At 65.3% G+C, this 19,989-nt stretch carries 16 protein-coding genes; all 16 read left to right on the top strand.

What is annotated here, in order from left to right:
• The 16 genes from OZ911_RS15610 to OZ911_RS15535 all read left to right on the top strand — a co-directional run bounded on the left by OZ911_RS15610 (position 1) and on the right by OZ911_RS15535 (position 19,989).
• Entirely contained in the window at positions 1–300 is a 300-nt protein-coding gene (locus OZ911_RS15610; protein ID WP_016487362.1) for a malonate decarboxylase subunit delta, read from the top strand.
• On the top strand, positions 293–1,141 hold the full coding sequence (locus OZ911_RS15605) for a biotin-independent malonate decarboxylase subunit beta (protein ID WP_070086971.1): 849 nt from the start codon (positions 293–295) through the stop codon (positions 1,139–1,141). Before OZ911_RS15610 ends, OZ911_RS15605 begins: the two co-directional genes overlap by 8 nt.
• Positions 1,138–1,929, top strand: coding sequence for a biotin-independent malonate decarboxylase subunit gamma (gene mdcE, locus OZ911_RS15600; protein ID WP_023049510.1), 792 nt, complete (start codon positions 1,138–1,140; stop codon positions 1,927–1,929). The genes OZ911_RS15605 and mdcE overlap by 4 nt, the downstream gene beginning before the upstream one ends.
• Before the next feature lies 1 nt (position 1,930).
• Positions 1,931–2,545, top strand: coding sequence for a malonate decarboxylase holo-ACP synthase (locus tag OZ911_RS15595; RefSeq protein WP_024717553.1), 615 nt, complete (start codon positions 1,931–1,933; stop codon positions 2,543–2,545).
• Entirely contained in the window at positions 2,542–3,462 is a 921-nt protein-coding gene (mdcH, locus tag OZ911_RS15590; RefSeq protein ID WP_016487358.1) for a malonate decarboxylase subunit epsilon, read from the top strand. Before OZ911_RS15595 ends, mdcH begins: the two co-directional genes overlap by 4 nt.
• 216 nt (positions 3,463–3,678) lie before the next feature.
• Positions 3,679–4,101 (top strand): malonate transporter subunit MadL, encoded by a 423-nt coding sequence (gene madL, locus OZ911_RS15585; protein WP_016487357.1) that lies wholly within the window; start codon positions 3,679–3,681, stop codon positions 4,099–4,101.
• A 2-nt stretch (positions 4,102–4,103) separates the two neighbouring features.
• Positions 4,104–4,868, top strand: coding sequence for a malonate transporter subunit MadM (gene madM / locus OZ911_RS15580; RefSeq protein ID WP_016487356.1), 765 nt, complete (start codon positions 4,104–4,106; stop codon positions 4,866–4,868).
• 283 nt (positions 4,869–5,151) lie between these two features.
• Complete coding sequence (gene mnxG, locus OZ911_RS15575) at positions 5,152–10,998, top strand: manganese-oxidizing multicopper oxidase MnxG (RefSeq protein ID WP_070087008.1); 5,847 nt, start codon at positions 5,152–5,154, stop codon at positions 10,996–10,998.
• Between the two features lie 18 nt (positions 10,999–11,016).
• Complete coding sequence (locus OZ911_RS15570; protein ID WP_070087009.1) at positions 11,017–12,993, top strand: cytochrome D1 domain-containing protein; 1,977 nt, start codon at positions 11,017–11,019, stop codon at positions 12,991–12,993.
• Positions 12,990–13,646 carry an SCO family protein gene (locus OZ911_RS15565; protein WP_016487353.1) on the top strand — a complete coding sequence of 219 codons (657 nt, stop codon included), beginning with the start codon at positions 12,990–12,992 and terminating at the stop codon, positions 13,644–13,646. Before OZ911_RS15570 ends, OZ911_RS15565 begins: the two co-directional genes overlap by 4 nt.
• Complete coding sequence (locus OZ911_RS15560) at positions 13,643–14,305, top strand: SCO family protein (protein ID WP_023049126.1); 663 nt, start codon at positions 13,643–13,645, stop codon at positions 14,303–14,305. Before OZ911_RS15565 ends, OZ911_RS15560 begins: the two co-directional genes overlap by 4 nt.
• Before the next feature lie 222 nt (positions 14,306–14,527).
• Entirely contained in the window at positions 14,528–16,054 is a 1,527-nt protein-coding gene (locus OZ911_RS15555) for an ABC transporter substrate-binding protein (RefSeq protein WP_268968362.1), read from the top strand.
• 12 nt (positions 16,055–16,066) lie between these two features.
• Entirely contained in the window at positions 16,067–16,708 is a 642-nt protein-coding gene (locus OZ911_RS15550; protein ID WP_023048795.1) for a SurA N-terminal domain-containing protein, read from the top strand.
• A gap of 249 nt (positions 16,709–16,957) precedes the next feature.
• Positions 16,958–17,491: a response regulator gene (locus OZ911_RS15545; RefSeq protein WP_016487349.1), complete on the top strand. Its 534-nt coding sequence runs from the start codon at positions 16,958–16,960 to the stop codon at positions 17,489–17,491.
• Positions 17,492–17,552: 61 nt separating this feature from the next.
• On the top strand, positions 17,553–19,226 hold the full coding sequence (locus OZ911_RS15540) for a GspE/PulE family protein (RefSeq protein ID WP_060517950.1): 1,674 nt from the start codon (positions 17,553–17,555) through the stop codon (positions 19,224–19,226).
• Positions 19,210–19,989, top strand: a complete 780-nt coding sequence (locus tag OZ911_RS15535) for a hypothetical protein (protein WP_070086652.1) — start codon at positions 19,210–19,212, stop codon at positions 19,987–19,989. The genes OZ911_RS15540 and OZ911_RS15535 overlap by 17 nt, the downstream gene beginning before the upstream one ends.

Below are 19,989 nucleotides of genomic sequence, written 5' to 3'. Positions count from 1 at the left end.
ATGGAAACCCTGAATTTTCAATTCCCCGCCGCCGAACCTGGCCGTGGCCGCACGCTGGTGGGCTGCGTCAGCTCCGGCGACCTCGAGGTGCTGATCGAGCCCGGCACTGCCGGCAGCCTGCACATCCAGGTGATGACCTCGGTCAACGGCAGCGGCGCCCGCTGGGCGCAACTGCTCCAGCGCCTGTTCGAGGGCCGTACCTGGCCGGCCGTGAACATCGACATCCACGATTTCGGCGCCACGCCAGGCGTGGTGCGCTTGCGCCTTGAGCAAGGCTTCGAGGAGATTGCCCATGACTGACACCGAACGTTTGCTGCGCAGCCGCAGCTTTGTCGAACTGGGCGCCCGACAGCGCGCCCGCGCCGTGCTCGACCCGGGCAGCTTCCGTGAACTGCTGGGTCCGTTCGATCGGCTGATGTCGCCGTGGCTGCCGCGACAGGGCATCGTGCCTCAGGCCGATGATGGCGTGGTTATCGCCAAAGGCCGGCTGAACGGGCGCCATGCCGTAGTCGCTGCCATTGAAGGTGGCTTCCAGGGGGGCAGCATGGGCGAGGTGGGTGGTGCAAAAATCGCCGGCGCCTTGGAGCTGGCCATCGAAGACACTCGCAACGGTACTCCCACCTGCGCTGTGTTGCTGCTGGAAACCGGTGGCGTTCGCCTGCAAGAGGCCAACCTGGGCCTGGCGGCGATTGCCGAGATCCAGGCGGCGATTGTCGAGCTGCGGGCCTTGCAGCCGGTGATCGGCCTGATTGCAGGTTCGGTAGGTTGCTTTGGCGGCATGTCCATCGCCGCAGGCCTGTGCAGCCACCTGCTGGTGACCCGCGAAGCGCGCCTGGGCCTCAACGGCCCGCAGGTGATCGAGCAGGAAGCCGGCATCGGCGAATACGATGCCAAGGACCGCCCCTTCATCTGGAGCCTGACGGGTGGCGAGCAACGCTACGCCAGCGGGTTGGTGGACGGCTATGTGGCCGATGATATCGATGCACTGCGCGATCGCTTGTTGCAACTGCTCGATGCACCCTCCAAAGACCGCGCCAGCCAGCACGCCTGGTTCCTCGACCGGCTGGCCCGGCTGGGCGAAAACTGCCCACAACTGGATGCCGCCGCCGTGCGCGCCCTTTATCAAGGAGAAGCCCAATGAACCGTGCCTTGAACTGGCTGCCGGGCCTGGCCGGCGGGCAAGCCTTGCCGGGCTACCCTGCGTCGCTGCGGGTGATCGACGGCGAACTGGACAACCGCCTGGCGCGCTTCATCGCCGTGGTACCCGATGCCGACAACCCATTCCCCCGTGCCCGCTCGGGCGAGGTCGGCCTGCTGGAAGGTTGGGGCCTGGCCAAGGCGGTGAGCGAGGCGGTGGAAGCTGACCGCAATGGCCAGAAGCGGGCCATTGTCGCGGTGGTCGACGTGCTCAGCCAGGCCTACGGCCGCCGCGAGGAGGCGTTGGGCATTCACCAGGCACTGGCCGGGGCCGTGCAGGCCTACGCCCAGGCGCGGTTGGCCGGGCACCCGGTAATCGGTCTGCTGGTCGGCAAGGCCATGTCCGGTGCCTTTCTTGCCCACGGTTACCAAGCCCAGCGCCTGATCGCCCTGGACGATGCCGGGGTCATGGTGCATGCCATGGGCAAGGCGGCTGCGGCGCGGATTACCCTGCGAAGCGTCGAGCAACTTGAGGCTCTGGCCGCCGAAGTGCCCCCCATGGCCTACGACCTGGCCAGCTACGCCTCGCTGGGCCTGCTGTGGCGCCGCCTGACAGTGGACAACGCCGAGGCACCGAGCCGCGCCGACATTGCCCAGGTGCGTGCCTGCCTGGCAGAGGCGGTGCACGATATTGGCAGCTCGACCGACCTGTCGTCACGGCTGGCGGGGGAAAACCGCAGCGCTTCGCGCCTGGTACGCGAACAGCTGCGCCGCCAGTGGCAGGGCGCTTGAGATGAGCGCGCCAAGGCCGCACGACCTGCTGTGGGGGATGCCCGTGTCGGGCTTGCCCGCCGATGCGCCGCAGTGGGCGCAGGACGTGCTGGCAAGCGGCCGGCCGGTGGTGGTGCGCCGCGCCACCTGTGAGGATGGCTGGGTGGCGGTTGGGGTGCGTGGTGTGGGCCGGGCACAGCGGTTGGGTGTGTTGATGCGCCTGGCCGATATCCAGCGTCGGCAAGGCCCCGAAGTGCTGCGTGTGAACGTACAAAGCCCATGGCCTGCGCTACAGGCACTGGCCTCGGTCGCCCCGGTATTGCAGGCCAGCGGCCTGGAATGGGGGCCGACGGGCGGGGTGGGGTATCAGATTGCGACCGGCGTTGAAGTGGTACACGCCGACAGTGACCTGGACCTGCTGCTGCGTACCCCGCAACCACTGGCCCGCGCTCAGGCGCGGGAGCTGCAGGATATCCTCGACTGCGCGCCGTGCCGTATCGATGTGCAACTGGAAACCCCGGCAGGCGCCATTGCCTTGCGCGAATGGGCCGGTTTTGCCCGCCGCGTGCTGCTCAAGTCGCCGCATGGCCCGCGCTTGGTCAGCGAGCCTTGGGCAGTGATGGAGCGTGCCGCATGAGCAGCCTGTTCGCCTTCCCTGGCCAGGGGGCTCAGCAGGTGGGGATGCTGCAGCATCTGCCAGAGGGCGCCGGGCAGCTGCTGGAGGAGGCCAGCGATACCCTTGGCGAAGCTGCGCAGGCGCTGGACAGCCCGCAAGCGCTGCAGTCTACCCGGGCGGTTCAGCTGTGCCTGCTGCTGAGTGGCGTGGCCTGGGCACGTTGGCTGATGCAGCGCAGCCCTGCGCCGGATTATGTGGCGGGCTTGTCGATTGGCGCTTATCCCGCAGCTGTCACGGCGGGCGCCCTGGGTTTTGCCGATGCCGTGCGCCTGGTCGCCCTGCGTGGCCGGTTGATGCAGTGTGCCTATCCGCAAGGCTACGGCATGACTGCACTCAATGGCATGGACTTGGCCACTGTCGAGCGTTTGCTGGTGGATGCCGGCGGTGAGGTGCATGTCGCAAACCTCAACAGTGAAAACCAGATTGTCATCGCCGGTAGCGATTCGGCGATGGCTGCGGTCGCAGCCCGTGCGCGTCGTCTTGGCCAAGGCGTCGCCCGGCGCCTTGCGGTCAGCGTGCCTTCGCATTGCCCGCTGCTTGATGGCCCGGCAGCGGAACTGGCCAGTGCCTTCGCCTCGGTCGAGTTGCACCGCCCACGCATCACCTACCTCAGCGGCAGCAGCGCGCGCCCGGTGTTCGACCCGCAGCGCCTGCGCGACGACCTGGCGGGCAACATGGCAAGGGTGGTCGACTGGCGTGCCACGTTGCGCAACGCCTTTGAGCGTGGCGTGCGACTGCACCTGGAAATACCGCCCGGCAGCGTGCTGAGCGGGCTGGCCCGGGCCGTGTTCGAACAGGGCAGGGTAGTGGCCGTGGAAGGCACCCGTTGGGACACCCTGGATGCGCTGCTGCGCCAGGAGGTGGCTGACCGGCGATGATGGCTGGCTAACGCAATCCCTGTGGGAGCGGCCTTGCGTCGCGATTGGGCCGCAGAGCGGCCCCGGCAATTCTGAAGTGAAGCGAAGATCCCTGGGGGCGCTGCGCACCCCTGTCGCGACACAAGGCCGCTCCCACAAAGACCGCGAACGCCGCATAAGTGTGTGTTTACGAAGAACAACAACAAGCAACTTCGACACAACCTGAGGACAACAATAATGATCATCTATGGTGTGGCACTGCTGGCGGTCTGCACGCTTGCTGGCGTCATTGTCGGCGACTTCCTGGGCGTGCTGCTGGGCGTCAAATCCAATGTGGGCGGGGTGGGCATCGCCATGATCCTGCTGATCTGCGCGCGGCTGTACATGCACCGCAATGGCGGCATGAGCAAGGAATGCGAGTTCGGTGTCGGCTTCTGGGGTGCCATGTACATCCCGGTAGTGGTGGCCATGGCGGCCCAGCAGAACGTGGTCACCGCCCTGCACGGCGGGCCGGTGGCGCTGCTGGCGGCAGTGGGCGCGGTGCTGGTGTGCGGCGCGACCATCGCCTTGATCAGCCGCAGCCACCGCGGCGAGCCTTTGCCCGCGCTTGAACCCGCCCCTGAAACCCGCGCGCAGGTTACCCCTGCAGGAGGTCGTTGAACATGTGGCCGATTATTGAAAATGCCTTGGAACACAACGGCCTGGTCACCGCCTTTGCTGCGGTGGGCGCAATCATGTGGTTGTCGGTTGTGCTGTCGAAATACCTCACCTTCGGCCGGGTGCACGGCTCGGCTATCGCCATCGTCATCGGCCTGGTGCTGGCCTGGGTCGGTGGCACCGTGACGGGCGGGCAAAAAGGCCTGGCCGACATGGCGCTGTTCTCCGGCATCGGCCTGATGGGCGGGGCCATGCTGCGTGACTTCGCCATTGTTGCGACGGCCTTCGAGGTGCAGGCCACCGAAGCGCGCAAAGCCGGGATGATTGGCTTGGTGGCGCTGCTGCTGGGCACGGTGCTGCCATTCATTGTTGGCGCGGCAGTCGCCTACGCCTTCGGCTACCGCGATGCGGTGAGCATGACCACCATCGGCGCAGGTGCCGTGACCTATATCGTCGGCCCGGTGACCGGGGCGGCGCTGGGTGCCAGCTCGGACGTGATGGCTTTGTCGATTGCCACCGGGCTGATCAAGGCGATCCTGGTGATGGTGTTCACCCCGGTGTCGGCGCGCCTGCTGGCGCTCGACAACCCGCGCTCGGCGATGGTGTTCGGCGGGTTGGCCGGAACCGTGTCGGGGGTGACGGCCGGGCTGGCGGCGACGGACCGGCGGCTGGTGCCGTATGGCGCATTGACCGCCACCTTCCATACCGGGTTGGGGTGCCTGATGGGGCCGTCGATTCTGTATTTCTGCGTACGTGGTCTGGTCGGCTGACGTCGTACCCTTCCTTTCTGTGGGAGCGGGCGTGCCCGCGAAGCAGGCGACTCGGTGCATGGCACCGGCTTCGCCGGTGTTCGTGGCCATGGCCGCTCCCACAGTGATTGCATCGCCTTCAAGTCATGCAACCCGTTGCCCCCAAATCGGGGAAAACCGCCGGGGGATCCTCCCCAATTTGTTTCGATTGATCGTGCAAACCACTGATAAATAATAAAAATATCCTTCTGGCATACACCTTGCTCCACCCCTCCACAGAGTTCCCGTGCCCCGGAGGTGTAGCATGTCGACGCCACGCAAAGGCCCCCTTCTGTCATCACTCGTTCTGGCCCTGTTAGGCTGGGAAGCGACCAGCGAGGCGGCCGTGCAGTGCCAGCGCACCTTGGTCGCCAACGTGGTGGCACTGGACCAGCCACTGATGTTCAACCGCCTTGGCGCACAAAACGCCAACGGCATGATGTTCGCCCTGCGCGAAGATGTGGTGGACGACAAACAGGTCCCCCTCAGCAAGGGTGGCGCCGCAGTGCCGGGCAAGGTCACCCTGCGCCCCGACAAGCGCCCGCGGCCGATTGTGCTGCGGGTAGCAGCCGGTGACTGCCTCACAGTCAACCTGACCAACCTGCTGGCTTACCAGGCCAACCCCAACAAGCACGGCATCGAGGCCGAAGAGCCCGAGGGTGAGGAGGAGGGGCCGGAGGTTGAAAACCAAGGCGGTGAAGGCGTTGTAGCCGACGAACAGGTCGCCGAGCGCATGGTCGGCTTCCAGGTCAACGGCATGCAGGCGGTCAACAGTATCGCCGACATCTCCGCCTATACCGGGCGCAACGGCAATTTCTTCGCCAGCCCCGGCAGCACCCGCAGCTATACCTTGTATGCCGAGCGCGAAGGGGCATTTGCCGCTACCAGCAAGGCGGCCACGTTCGGCGGCGAAGGCACGGCAGGCAATGTTGCCAATGGCCTGTTCGGTCAGGTGGTGGTGGTACCCAAGTTGGGCCGCACCTACCGCAACACCCTCACCGAAGAAGAAATGCGCCTGGCCACGACCGGCCGCACTGCCACCGGCCAGCCAGTGATCGACTATGAAGCCCGCTACCCCCAGGCAGAGCCTTGGATCACCGAGGGCAAGGCTGGCAAACCGATCATTGCCATGGTTAATGGCAACGAGATCATCAACAGCGAAACCGATGCCATCGTCATGGGCCCCAACCCTGACGGCAGCTTCCCCAAGTCGACCTACCCACTGGAAAGCATCGGCAAGCGCAACCCGGCGTTGCCCAACCGGCTGGAGGCGTTCCGTGATTTCGCCTCGCAGTTCGCCGACGAGGTCGCCGGTACCCAGGCGTTCCCCGGCTACTGGGCTGACCCGGTGATGGGCCATGTGCTGGAGCCGACACGCGATTCATTCATGATCAACTACGGTTCCGGTGGCATGGGTGCCGAAGTGGTTGCCAACCGCCTGGGGGTAGGCCCGATGCACGACTGCCTGTCGTGCGCTTACGAAGAGTTCTTCCTGAGCGCTCACACCGTCGGTGACATCGGCACCCTGGTGGATGTGCCGGCCAACGTCGGCCTGGAGCACATCCGCCCGGGTGAAGTCCCCCCGGCCAGCGCTGTCGGGGTCAAGGCCAGCATGGCCCTTTATCCCTCAGAGCCGGCCAACGTGCACCATAGCTATATCGGTGACTTCACCAAGTTCCGCAACACCCACAACGGCCACGAACAGCACATCTTCCACTTGCATGGCCACCAGTGGCTATTCAACCCCAATGACGACAATTCCGACTATATCGATGCCCAGGGTATCGGCGCTGGCGTCGGCTACACCTACGAAATCGCCAATGGCGGATCGGGGAACCGCAACCGGGTGGCCGGTGATGCCATCTACCATTGCCACTTCTACCCGCACTTCGCCCAAGGCATGTGGGCCATGTGGCGCGTACACGACGTGTTCGAAGAGGGCACCCGCCTTGAGGTGAGCGGGCAGGGCGAGAACGGCTTCCACAGCACGCCGTTCGCCCTGCGCAGCGGCAAGCCGGCCGTGGGGGCCCGTGCGCTGCCAGACGGCGAGATCATCGCCGGCACGCCAATTCCGGCCATCGTACCGTTGCCCGGCAAGGCCATGGCACCGATGCCCGGCAAGGTCGTGGTCGTGCCGAAGCTCTCTGAAGCGCTGGTTGCCGCCACCGAGGATGACGACACCGAAGAAGAGGGCGATGACGACCACGCCAGCCAGGGGGCTGTACGCAAGGCTGTGGGCTCGCTGGCGCTGGTCGACCGTACCGAGGCCAACCGCAACGCCGACGGCACCCTGAAAAACCCAGGCTACCCGTTCTGGATCGGCGGCATTGAAAGCAGCGTCGGCAACCGCCCGCCGACCCCGCCGCTGGACATGCTCGACCCAGCCCTGGCCCGGCAGTTGAAAGACAGCGGCAAAGCCCTGTGGGCCAACCTGGATGCGAACCAGGTCGATGGCTGGAACGGCGGCCTTGGCCGCCATGCACTGGACGGTGTATCCGCCGGTGGCGAAGCGCAAACCACCACCACCAAGCTGGACTTCACCAAGGTCGTGCACAAGGCCAAAGCCATCTACCTGCCAGAAGAGGGCACCGATGTCGAACAGGCGGCCATGCAATTCCACGCCATGGCCGAGCACCCCAGCTATGCCCTGATCCCTGGTAGCCAGCCGGTGCCCAAGGCGTTTCGCACCAATGGCGCCTTGCCGACTGCCGGCGCGCCGTTCTACGAACCGTGCATGGATGACCGCGGCAAGCGCCTCACTCAATCCTCCGGTGCGGGTGAGTTCGTTAGCGGCGAGAGCCTGACCGGCGTCAACTTCCGTGGCGCTTCCGCCTTTACCGCCGACCGTCCACGTATCTACAAAGGTGCCAACATCCAGTTCGATGCGGTGTACAACAAGGTCGGCTACCACTTCCCGCAGGCTCGCATCATCGCCTTGTGGGAAGACGCCTGGCCAGTGATCACCAAGCAGCGCCCGCCAGAGCCACTGGTGATGCGCATGAACACCTTCGACTGCACCATGTACCAGCACACCAACCTGATCCCGAACATCTACGAGATGGACGACTACCAGGTGCGCACCCCGACCGATGTGATCGGCCAGCACATCCACTTGCCGAAGTGGGACCTGACCGCTGCCGACGGCTCGGCCAATGGCTGGAACTATGAAGACGGCATTCTTTCGCCCGGCAGCGTGGTCGAGCGGGTGCAGGCTATTCGTGCATACAACGGCTGCACCGAGGGCGATAGCCGCGACGATACCGCTGCCTGTCCGAAAGCCAGACAGCATCCGTACTTCGGCCGCTTCGGCCGGGCTGACTGGCTGGGCGCACGCACGGCCATGCAGCGCTGGTTCGCAGACCCGCTGGTGAACGTGCATAACATCGACCGTGGCCTGGGCACCATCTTCACCCACGACCACCTTGGCCCATCGACCCACCAGCAACTGGGCCTGTATGCCACCGTGCTGGCCGAACCGGCCGGGTCCACCTGGTATCACGCCGAAACCGGCGAGCAGCTGTACAACCCGGCCACCCGCCAGGACGGAGGCCCGACGTCATGGCAGGCGGTAATCCAGACTGGCGACCACGATGGCGATGGCAAGAACGACAGCTACCGAGAGTTCTTCCTGGAATACAGCGACTTCCAGCATGCCTATGAAGCCGGGGTTTACGTAGGCGCAGGGCCGGACGGCGTGCCCAGTGCCCAGTCGTACCCGGCCACCGCCGACAGCTTCCGCTACGCAATCAACCCGCCAGTGCGCGGCAAGGCATCGAACCTGCTGGAGGCCATTGTCGAGGAACGTGGCGGTATCAACCCTGGCTGCCCAAGCCGGCCATGTCCGCAGGCGATCTCGGTGGATGACCCTGGCATGTTCGTCGTCAACTATCGCAACGAGCCACTGGCCCTGCGCGTGTTCGACCCGAACAAGGTTGGCCCGGACGGCAAGCGTGGCATGCAGGCCGACGGCCTGGCCGGCGACCTCAGCTATGCCATGCAAACCCGCACCGACCGCGCCATCCCGGCGATGAACCTGTCACCCTCGGCGATAACTTCGGCCGTGGGTCCTACCGGCGGCACCACGCTGTTCCCGCCGCACATCAACAAGGCTGGCGCCGAGCCGGGCGACCCTTTCACCCCGCTGCTGCGCACCTACTCCGGTGACAACGTGCGCCTGCGGATGCACGCCGGTGGCCATGAGGAGGAGCACAACGTCACCCTGCATGGCGTGAAGTGGCTGCAGAACGGCACAGGTTTCGGTAATAGCTCAAACTCGGGCTGGAAGTCGTCGCAGATGATTGGTATCTCCGAGCAGATGGGCTTTATGGCACCGGTGTCGATGATCTCCAGTTCCGCCGCCACCAACGGCGACTATCTGTACTCGCTGGACGCCGCCCTGGAAGGCTACTGGAACGGTATCTGGGGCATCATGCGCAACTACACCGCGCAGCGTCCCGACCTGTTCCCGCTGCCCAACAACCCGCAACCGGTGGCCATGCGCAACACCGTGAACTTTGACGGCATCTGCCCGAAAACCACGGCCAACCCCAACGGCATCGGCACCCGCACCACGGTCAAGCGCAACTACGAGATCGTTGCGGCGCTGGCCAATGACATTCTCGAAAACCGTAATGGCGTCAGCATCAATGACGTGGAGGGTATCGGCCAACATGTCGGTGGCGCGCTCAAGGCCAACGGCGGCACCTTGGTGTTCAATAGCCGTAGAACCGCCATCCCGCTGGTGAGTGGTATAGACCCCGAGGATGGGGAGCCCTTCACCATCGGTGGTCACAGTGCACCGCTGCATGACCCGACCGCGATCCTGTACGTGCGCAAGGCTGACCTCGACGCCACCACCGGCAAGCTCAAGGCGGGTGTGCCGGTAGAGCCTCTGGTGCTGCGCGCCAACGCCGGCGACTGCATCAGCATCACCCTGGAGAACCGCCTGCCGCTGGTGATGCCAGACCTGCCGAGCACGGCAGTGATGCACAACGTGGTCAAGCGTGACCGCTTCGACAGCGAAGGTGCCACAGCCTTTGCCAACAACCTGATGCGGCCGTCGAGCCACGTGGGCCTGCATGCGCAGTTGCTGGCTTACGACATCACCAAGTCCGACGGCGCCAACATAGGCCTGAACCCGGTGCAGACCGTACCGCCACGTGCTGGCACCAGTGGCGCCTACCCGACCAAGGTGTACCAGTACTACGCCGGCCACCTGGAGCGTGAAGGCAAACCCGTGTCGCAGCTAGGCCGCACAGTGGACAACATCAACACGACTGCCATCGAGTTCGGCGGCCTCAACCTGACCCCGTCAGACTTCATCAAACAGCCGCAGAAAGGCCTGGTGGGTGCCATGAGCATTCTGCCGCAAACCGCCACCTGGACCGAGGACGCCGCTTCACGTGCCCAGGCCACGGTGAAGGTCAGCGGCCAGCCGGACTACCGCGACTTCGTCACCGTGTGGCAGCGCGCACTGAACATGCGCTGGGCCGATGGTCGTCCGGTAGAAGGCATCAATACCGAAGGCAACGGTGCTGCCGGTGACCCGCAAGACAACGGCAACATGGCGGTCAACTACAAGACCGAACCCTTGTGGCTGCGCTTCGGCATGGCGCCCGATTCGCCGTTCGGCCGTGCCAATGGCCTGGGTTTTGGTGATGTACCCAACGCCCATATGGCCTACGCCAACGCCCTGGTGGGTGGCGACCCGCAGACCCCGGTGCTGTACGCCAAGCCTGGGCAACCGGTGCGCAACCATATCGTGATGCCCAGTGGCGGCAGCCGCGGCATGGTCTACCAGCTGGACGGGCACCTGTGGCCATTGCACAACTATCAGGCCGAGAAAAGTGACCTGGACGGCTACCCGATGAGCCTGCCAGGCATTGGTTCGGTGCGTTTCGGCTACAACCCGATGGCCATGTACATCGGCGCCCAGGAGAGCGTACTGCCGGCGGCGCACTTCAGCTTCATGCTGCCCAGTGCCGGCGGTGCCAACGCGGTGGCGGGTGACTACCTGTTCCGCGACTACGCCGCCTACGGCAACCTGTCCGGGTTGTGGGGGATTTTGCGGGTGACCAACGAAGCGCCGCCGGCAACGGCCCCGGCGCAGTGACAGAAGGGGAGCGCGAGCATGAACAAAAAGACTCGCCCTGCTTACTTGGGGGTATTGCTGGGAGTGGCGCTGATCGGCCTGGGCGTGGCGTATGAAAAGCTCTGGTGCGATCCGCGCGAGCTGTTGCAGGAACCTGCCGACCCGCAGGCCCTGCACCGGCTCAGCCGGGACGGCGTGACCGTGGAGTTCGAGGCCCGGCCGCTGGCCGGGGGCGAGTTGAAGGAAGGCGCCTTCGCCAACATCCGCTTCAAGGTCAGCGACCAGACCAGCGGCCAGCCGCTGTCGGGCATGGCGCCGGGGGCGTGGATCGACCCGGCGCAGTCGGCCCCGACAGGCGACCGCAGCCAAAGCTGCAAGGCGCGGGTCGCGCTGTTTCTCAAGAGCAGCATCGGCGCCCGACCGCTGCTCGACCTGAACAGCTATTTCCTGTTGATGCTGAACAACGACGCCAGCCTGACGGTGATCGATCCGACCGTTTCGGTGGGCGGCGTGACCAGCACCATGGCCCGCATCGACCTGCCCGGGCGGCCAATGGACTGGGTGGCCACTGCCGACGACAAGCAAGTGTTCGTGTCGATCCCCGAGCGCGGCAAGGTGGCGGTCATCGATACCGAAACCTTCACCCGCGTGGCCGACCTGGACGCCGGCGAGCAGCCGCTGCGCGTGGCCTTGCAACCCGATCAGCACCGGCTGTGGGTCGGCAACAACAGCAGTGACCCGGCCAAAGGTGGGGTGACGGTCATCGACGTGCCGGGGCGCACGCCTCTTAAAAGCTTCAACACCGGCACCGGGCATCACGAAATTGCCTTCAGCGCCGACTCGCGCTTTGCCTACGTCAGCAACCGCGACAGCGGTACCCTCAGCGTCATCGATATCCCGCAAATGCGCCTTGCCAAAACCATCAAGGTTGGCCCGCACCCGCTGTCGGTCAGCTACTCGGCGCTGTCCCAGGCCGTTTACGTGGTCGATGGCGAGGAAGGCAGCGTGCGGGTGTTCGATGCGCGCAGCCACCAGCTGCGCCACACGGTCAAGGCCGAGCAGGGCCTCGGGCCGATGCGTTTCAGCAGCGATGGCCGCTACGGCGTGGTGCTCAACACCCTTGAGAACCAGGCCCTGGTGATCGATGCCAGTACCGACAAGCTGATCCACCAGATTCCGGTGGCGGCCGAACCCTACCAACTGACCTTCACCAAGGCCTATGCCTATGTGCGCGGCCTGGCGTCCCCGAAAGTGACCATGATCAACCTGTCCAGCCTGGGCGAAGGGCGCTCGCCGATCGTTCAGGGCTTCGAGGCCGGCCCTGCAGCGCCGCGCCAGGCGGGTGACCTGCCATTGGCCCAGGGGTTGTCGGTGTCACGTGATGACAACTCGGTGTTCGTGGTCAACCCGGTGGACAACACCACCTACTTTTACGCCGAGGGCATGAATGCGCCGATGTCCGGTTACAACAACCGTGGTCATCAGGCCCGCGCCGCCATCGTCATCGACCGCAGCCTGCGCGAGGTGGCACCCGGGGTGTACGGCTCAACGGTAAAACTGCCCGCTGCCGGCAAATTTGACGTGGCTTTTCTGCTCAACCAGCCGCAGATCATCCACTGCTTCAGCGCCGATGTCGCCGAAGCGCCCAATGCCGGCAAGCGCAAGGGCGCGCACGCAGAGTTCATCGGCCTGGACCAACCGCTGCCGCAGCACAGCGCCATTACCGCTCGGGTACGCATCGTCGGTGATGACGGCCAACCGCGGCTGGGCCTCACTGACCTGAGCCTGCGCTACTTCCTGGCGCCGTCGTCCATGCCACGCAACCTGCAGTTGCTGGAGGTGGGGCAGGGTGTCTATCAGGCGGCCCTGACACTGCCCGAAGCCGGCGCCTGGTACCTGCATGTGCAGTCGCCATCGTTGGGACGCAAGTTCGCCGAAGAGAATTACACCAGCCTGCGCGTCCTGCCGGCCGCAGCGACCAACGCTTCCCGGACTGACATGAGGAGTGTGCGATGAACGCCAAGCATTCTTTCCAACTGCTGGCCCTGAGCCTGGCCCTTGCCAGCAACCTGGCCATGGCCCACGCCGGGCACGATCACAAAGGCCACGCCGAGCCGCCACCGGCGGCTCGCCAGGAAAAGACCAGTGTGCGTTTTGCCGACGTTTCCCTGCTGAACCAGGACGGCATGCCGGTACGCCTGGAGCAGGACCTGGTCAGTGACCACCTGGTGGTCATGGGCTTTATCTATACCAGCTGCACAACGGTGTGCCCGGTGGTGTCGTCGATCATGGGCAAGGTCCAGCAACAGCTGGGTGGCCGGGTAGGTGAGGAGATCAGCATGGTCTCGATCAGCGTCGACCCGCAGCGTGACGATGCCAAGCGCCTGCAGGATTACGCCAAGGCCTTCCAGAAGGGGCCGGGCTGGAGCTGGCTGACCGGCACCCCCTACGCCATCACCGAAACCCTCAAGGGCCTGGGCAGCTTCAGCGCCGACCTCAGCCAGCACCCGCCGCTGATCCTGGTGGGTGACGGGCGAAGCGGGCACTGGACGCGCTACTACGGCTTCACCGATCCAACGGTACTGATCGAAGAAATAAACCGTCTCAGCGCCCGTCGGGCGCACGCCAAAAGCACGGCCATTGCCGACCACCATGAGGTGAAACCATGAGCTCTGTAACCTCCCGCGGCGGCATGCGCGGTTTCGACTGGCTGGTGCTGGGCGGCTGCCTGTGGATTCTCGCTTCGGTGGCGTTCGCCCACGAAGGCCACGTGGAGCAGGCCCCCGAGCCGCAACCAGCCCCCCGGGCGATGACCAGTGGCGGCGGCACCCGCGATGCCCAGACCTGGTTCACCGATACCGTACTGAAGGACCAGAACGGCCGCGAGCTGCGTTTCTACAGTGATGTGCTCAAAGACAAGGTGGTGATGCTCAACGTGATCTTCACCCACTGCACCGACGCCTGCCCGTTGATCACCCGCAAGCTGCGCGAAGTGCGCCAGGCCATGGGGCCGCAACTGGCCAGCCAGGTGGCCTTCGTGTCGATCAGCAGCGACCCGCTCAACGATACCCCGCAAGCACTCAAGGCGTTTGCCGAGAAACAGGGGGTGGATGGGCCGAACTGGTTGTTCCTGACCGGCGACAAAGCCAATGTCGACCTGGTGCTCGGCCGCATCGGCCAGTTCCTGCCCAGCCCAGAGCAGCATTCCACGCAGCTGATTGCCGGTGATGTGGCGGGCAAACGCTGGAGCAAGATCCGCCCGGATGCACCACCGGCAGCGATTGCCCAGCGCATGCAGTTACTGACCCAGCCTCTGGCAGGGCGGTGATTGCCATGCGCGCCTGGGCTCGCCGTGCCGGCCTCTTCGCGGGGCAAGCCCGCTCCCACAGTTTTTTCATAGCCCTCAGGCTTGTGCTGATCCTGTGGGAGCGGGCTTGCCCCGCGAAGAGGCCGGCATGAACACTGCAAAAGTTAGCGCCCACAGTTTTTTCATAGCCCTCAGGCTTGTACTGATCCTGTGGGAGCGGGCTTGCCCCGCGAAGAGGCCGGCATGAACACTGCAAAATTTATGGTGTTGCTCGTCAGTGTCAGCCTCTGCAGTTCAGCCCTGGCCTTTGATCTCACTGCCAACGAACAAGCCGGCAAACGCCTCTACCGCGAAGGGGTCTCCAGCAGCGATGCACAATTGCAGGCCCGGGTCGGCGCCAGCGACATCAGTGTGCCCGCCAGCGTGCTGCCCTGCGCCAGCTGCCACGGCAACGACGGCCGTGGCCGCGCCGAAGGCGGCGTGCGCCCACCCAACCTGGACTGGCAACGCCTGGCACAAGGCCAGGGCGCACGCGAAGCCAACGTCCGCAGCTACCCGGCTTATACCGACCGCAGCCTGGCCAGGGCCATCCAGCAGGGTGTAGACCCGGCTGGCAACCGCCTGGACCCGGCCATGCCACGCTTCGAACTGACCATGGCCGACCAGCGCAACCTTACCGCCTACCTCAAGCGCCTGGCCGAGGAGCGCGACCCCGGCATAGAGGAGGGCGTACTGCGCCTGGGCACCTTGCTGCCTGCCTCCGGGCCGCTGGCCGAGGTCGGGCTGGTGGTACGCGCGGTGCTGGAAGACGGGCTGGCGCAACTCAACCAGCAAGGCGGCATTCACGGGCGGCGTCTGCAACTGGTCGTGCTGGACCCGGGTGAAGACCCGGCCAGCGCCGAGCAAGCCTTGCAGCAGTTGCTGGAGCGCGAGCGCGTGTTCGCCCTGATTTCGCCCTTGGCACCGATGCTCGACCTGCGTTTGGCCTCCTTGCTGGCACCGCAGAATGTGCCCCTGATCGGCAGCACCCCGCGCAGTGGTGGCAGCGCACAGATATTCGACCCACTGCCTGGCCTGCCTACGCAACTGCTGAGCCTGGCTGGCCACGCCCGAGCAGCCTTGGGCCTGGCACCGGGCGATTTGCGCGTGGTGTACGCCGGCAACGAGCAGGCAGCCGCGGCCGAGCAGGTACGCGAGCGGCTGTTGCAGCAAGGCTGGGCGCCCCCCACCATTGAGGCCTTCGATGGCAAGGCCGTGGAGGGGCAGGGAATTGTATTCCTGGGCCGCGCCCAGGCATTTGCCGAACTGGCGACGGCATTGCAGGCAGCAGGCCGCAAGCCGTACCTGTTCGCCGCGTCCAGCCAAGTGGCCAGCGCCGTGGCGCGCTTGCCCGAACAATGGTCGCAACGGGTGTTTCTGGCCTATCCCTATGTACCCGAAGACTGGACCGAGCAAGGCCTGGCTACCCTCGCCGGGCTACAGCAGCGCCAAGGTCTGGACCCACGCCAGGCGTCGTTGCAGGTCAATACCCTGTGCGCGTTGCGCCTGCTGAGCGAAGCGCTCAAGCAGATCGGCCGTGATGCCAGCCGCGAGCAACTGATTGGCGCACTGGAAGGCCTGCACGATGTGTCTACCGGCCTGACCCCGGCGCTGGGCTTTGGCCCCGGCCGCCGCCAGGGCATGGCCGGTGCCCATGTGGTGGCGGTGGCCCTGCCCGGGCCGCGTTTCACCGCAGTCACCCCGTACCGGCCGGTGCCGGACAGCCCTTGAGCGGAGGTTGCCATGCGTAGTGTGCTGCTGTGCCTGTTGCTGGTAATGGCCGGGCCGAGCTGGGCCGATGTACCGGCGGCTCGGGTCAATGGCGTGGAGATCGGGTTGACGCGCCTGGAACGCTATTTCAGTGAGTACCTGGACGCCCAGGGCCGTGCGGTGACCAGCATCCGCAACCCGGGCCTGTACAAGCGCCTGCGCGATCAGGCCCTGGACGAACTGATCGACAAGGAGCTGCTGTGGCAGGAGGCGCGGCGCCAAGGCATCGTCATCAGCGACGAGCAGGTGTCGGCGCATGTCGGCGAGGTAGAAGCCGCGTTCGGCAGCCCGGCCATTTTCGAACGGCGTCTGGCGCAGGCGGGCTTCGATAGGGCACAGTACAGTGAATACACCCGGCGAGACATGGCGGCCCAGCAGGTGTATGCCCAGCTCAGCGCAGTCGAAGCACCGAGCCAGGCTGAAGTGCAGGCGTTCTATGATGCCAACCAGGAAAGACTGCAAGGAGCGCAGAACCAAAGTGATAAGCCTTCAGTCATACGTGAACAGGGCCTGGCCTTGGCCAGGGCTGCGCTTGTCGATCAGCGGCAGGCGCAAGCGCGCCAGTCTGTGCGCCAACGTTTGCGTGCTTCGGCTACAGTTGAGATCGCGGACTGAGGCCCCTTATAGCGTTTCCCCCAATGCTGGGGATTTACGGTTTGGCAATGTGCCATCATTTTCCCCGCTTGTGGGGAACTGGGCGGGTGCGGCTACCTGCTGCGTATCAGATGCTGGCCAGCACCCTCAGCGAATCAATGAGTTACAACGGCGCAACATGACTTTTCACGCCTGGCACGAAGCCTGCTCAAGCCTTTACAAGGGCGCACTTCGCAGACCGGGTAACCGGGCAGTTCTTGGGAGTCGACCTTGGTGAACAGAGTATTGGTAGTCGATGACGAACAGACTCTTGCGCAGAACCTGCAAGCGTACCTGCAGGCGCAAGGCCTGGAAGTTCATGTTGCCCACGACGGTGCCAGTGGTATCGAGCAGGCTGAACGCCTGGTCCCACAAGTCATCGTGCTGGATTACCGCTTGCCCGACATGGAAGGTTTTCAGGTTCTGGAGGCTGTACGCAAGAACAGGCAGTGCCACTTCATGCTGATTACCGCCCACCCCACCGTCGAGGTGCGTGAGCGAGCCGCCGAGCTGGGTGTGAGCCATGTCCTGTTCAAGCCGTTTCCACTGGTGGAACTGGCCCGTGCGATCTTCGACCTGATGGGCATCGAGCGCCGGCGCAGGGCCACGGACAACCCGGCTGACGGGTTCGTCGAACGACGCCAGAACAGGAACGAATCGTTCCCCCTGCAGTTGTACGATGGAAGCTGGGTGTTGGCTGAGCGCCGGTGTAATGGCGGCAAGCCCCCGAGGCCCGACGACGATCAACTGCTCACAGGGGAATAGCGGCGCCCGCATCCCTGGCTGAGCCAGCCTGCGACGCGCCCCCTGAGCGGAGTCGCAGGCCATGCCAGAAGCATTCGATGCAACAGTCTCAGCCTACCCCCGCGACCTGCTGGCCCAGGCCCGCCTGCAAGCCAGCGACGAGCGCTTGCTCAGCTGCCTCGAGCGCCTTGCCTGCGACAGCCCCGACACCTTCATCCAGCGCCTGGGCCTGACCCTGCACTACCCGGTACTGGCCAGCCACACCTTGCTGGCCAGCAGCCCGCGCTTTGACAAGGTCAGCCTCGCCGCGTGCCTGAAGCGCGAATTCGTGCTGATCGAGCAGGGCGGCCAGCTGTTGGGCGTTTTCGCCGACCCCTTCGACCCCGCCCGCCTGGCCTGGATCGACGATGTGCTGCAAGGCGCGCCGTTGTACCTGGCGCACCCCGCCGAACTGGCCACGTTCCTGGCCCGCCATGAAGAAAGCTTCCACGCCGTGGATGCCCTTGACCATGACGCCGAGGCCAGCAGCGAAGGCGACCCGCTGCAGCGCCTGTCGCTGGCCAGCATCAGCGAAGACCAGAGCCGCGTGGTCAAGCTGGTCAACGCCACCCTGTACGACGCCCTCAAGCTGCACGCCAGCGACATCCACCTGGGCATGACCGGCCAGGGCCTGACCATCAAGTACCGCATCGACGGTGTGCTAAACGGCGCTGGCAAAGCCAGTGGCAGTGCCTTTGCCGACCAGGTCATCTCGCGCATCAAGGTCATGGCCGAACTGGACATCGGCGAAAAACGCGTGCCCCAGGACGGCCGCTTCAAGGTTGCCGTGGGCGACCGGCAGATCGACTTCCGTGTATCGATCATGCCTAGCATCTTTGGTGAAGATGCCGTACTGCGGGTGCTCGACAAGCAGGACTTGTCCGACCGGGTCAGTGGCGTGCAGTTGCAAGCCCTGGGCTTTGCCGACGAAACCCTGCGCGCCCTGCGCCGGCTGGCCGCTGAACCTTACGGCATGATCCTGGTGACCGGCCCCACCGGCAGCGGCAAGACCACCACCCTGTACGCCATGATCAGCGAGATCAACCATGGCGTAGACAAGATCATCACCATCGAAGACCCGGTCGAGTACCAGCTGCCCGGCGTGTTGCAGATCCCGGTCAACGAGAAGAAGGGCCTGACCTTCGCCCGCGGCCTGCGCTCGATCTTGCGTCACGACCCGGACAAGATCCTGGTCGGTGAGATCCGCGACCCGGACACCGCGCAAATTGCTGTGCAGTCGGCGCTGACCGGCCACCTGGTGTTCACCACCATCCACGCCAACAACGTGTTCGACGTGATTGGCCGCTTCAGCCAGATGCAGGTCGACCCCTACAGCTTCGTCTCCGCATTGAACGCAGTGTTGGCCCAGCGCCTGATCCGCCTGGCTTGCCCGCATTGCTCCAGCCCCTGCGAAGTGGATGACGACACCCTGTATGGCTCGGGCCTGAGCCGTGAGGGCGTGGCCGGCTGGAGGTTCGTTCGCGTGCAGGGTTGCGGCCAGTGCCGTGGCAGTGGCTTTCGCGGCCGCAGCGCGATCGCGGAGCTGCTGCACCTGGATGACGACCTGCGGCAAATGATTGTCGAGCGCCGCCCCCTGTCGCAAATCAAGACACTCGCCTGCCAGCGCGGCCTGCGCCTGCTGCGGGCCTCGGCCCTGGACCTGGTCCGCGACGGCCGCACCACCCTTGAGGAGATCAACCGTGTCACATTCATCTGATCGTTTCTGCGCTGTTTTGGGCGCCGAGGGTGTCGGCTTGGGTTGCTGGCACAAACACCAACACCAGTGGCTGGGCACCCGCGGGTTCAGTTGCGATGGCGCCCAGCCCGCCTGGGAACCCGCCGTCGACGCGCTGGCCGGTCTGTTGGCCGAGCACGCCGTACGTGGCGCCCAGTTGCGGGTGCTGCTGTCGGCCCGCTACAGCCGCTTCTGCCTGGTGCCATGGAGTGATGCCATCGGCCACCCGCGCGAGCTGGACGCCTACGCCCGGGCCTGCTTCGAAAACCTCTACGGCCAGCCGCTGGACGACTGGCGCATCGTGCTGTCGCCCGAGCCTGCCGGCGCCGCCCGCATCGCTACAGCGCTGCCCGACGCACTGCTGCAACGGTTGCAGGCGCTGGGCCGGGAAAGCCGCCTGAGCCTGCGCTCGGTGCAACCGTACCTGATGGCCGCCTACAACCGCTGCTCGCCACAGCTGCAGCAGGGCGACTTCCTGTTCGTGCTGGCCGAGCCGCGCCGCAGCGTGCTGTTGCTGGCTGCCGGCGGCGCCTGGCAGCAAGTGCTGACGCAAGGTTGCGCCGACAGCGACCAGGCCCTGCAAGCACTGATCGAGCGCACCTGCGAGCTGTATGGCGAGCACCTGCCGCGGGTGTACCTGCATGCCCCGGGCCGGGGCGACGTGCCGCAACTGGCGGCGGTGCAGCTGTGCCAGCCGGCCAGCGAAGCCGACCCCCTGTGCGCCATGTGGCGGGCGGTGGCCTGA

The organism is Pseudomonas fortuita, assembly GCF_026898135.2.
Classification (GTDB): domain Bacteria; phylum Pseudomonadota; class Gammaproteobacteria; order Pseudomonadales; family Pseudomonadaceae; genus Aquipseudomonas; species Aquipseudomonas fortuita.
This window is presented reverse-complemented; position numbering and strand designations above follow the sequence as displayed.